Origin of the sequence: Ureibacillus terrenus, assembly GCF_006569205.1 — a bacterium.
Taxonomy (GTDB): domain Bacteria; phylum Bacillota; class Bacilli; order Bacillales_A; family Planococcaceae; genus Ureibacillus; species Ureibacillus terrenus.
On record NZ_VIGD01000062.1, the window covers coordinates 1 to 1,082 of the forward strand.

The window sequence follows — 1,082 nt, forward strand, 5'->3', positions numbered from 1 at the left end:
GGCTCTTACGTATATTTGGTGAATGCCTTCCTATCATCCCTGTTGGAGATTTTTATTGTTTTATTAAAATAATAATTAAAGTCTATAGAGAACCCTTTTTTCTAACAAGTCTAATCCAGCACGGCCATACATCATTCGTTTAATGGTTTTTAACCGATTGATTTGACCTTCTAGTACCCCATTGCTGTATGGGAGAAGAAAAGCGTGTTTTACTGCCTGCAAATCGCTGCGCAAGCGCTTCGCATAAGAATAAAATGGCTGTTTTGAATCCGAAAGCTGACCACGCAGCCAAACAAGAAAACGGTCATAATCTCTTTGATCCACAGCTTCCCGATATTCTTGCACTACTTCATAGACGGGACGAGCAGCTGGATACGTTTTTAGGCATTGTTCCAGATCCATTTTCTCTTTTTCTGAAAGTCGATGATACGGCGACCATATCCAATAAGCCAGCTGTTTTCTTGTGATACGATGTTCCAATGTCGATGGATCATTCCTCTTCCGATTCCGTCGAATCGTTTCTACGGCGGTTCGCACTGCCGAAAACGTGCCGGCATATCCTTCTTTGCGAAGAAGGGAATCGATGGAGGAGATGGTTTGACCTTGGGATTCTAACTCAATGACACGGTCCAAAAAAGGGGAAATCGGTATTTTTCTTTTTCGCCGATGAACCAGTGGCGGGGTGGTCATCTGGAGATATTTTTTCACCGTTTTCCAATCCAGCTCATATTCCCTTGCGAGCCTGGAAATGCTTTTTCCTGATGAATGAGCGGTTTGGATTTCTTGAATGAGTGCCCATTTTTGTTCCTGACGCTGCTTTTTCCTTTTTTCTGCCTTTGTCATTTCGATTTCACGAACAGAGGGGTTAGGTTCACTCCATGTCATTACAGAGGGAACGATCGATAAAAGAAGAAGATCCAGTCTCTTCTTCGCATTCCCGGTAAAATGCCATCGATCATATACATGAAGGATGGAAGGGTTGGCATTCGTAATCCCCTGACGAAATCCTGTAAACCCATCCCTGCTCATCACTTGTACATGAGAATATGATTTCAGCCATTCGGTTAGTGTTTGTGGCAGCC

1 protein-coding gene is annotated in these 1,082 nt (G+C 43.3%); it reads right to left on the reverse strand.

The features are described from left to right. Nucleotides 1-75: 75 nt before the first annotated feature. Nucleotides 76-1,082 (reverse strand): transposase (locus FKZ59_RS14380; protein ID WP_342777683.1); only part of this gene is annotated, 1,007 nt, incomplete at its 5' end.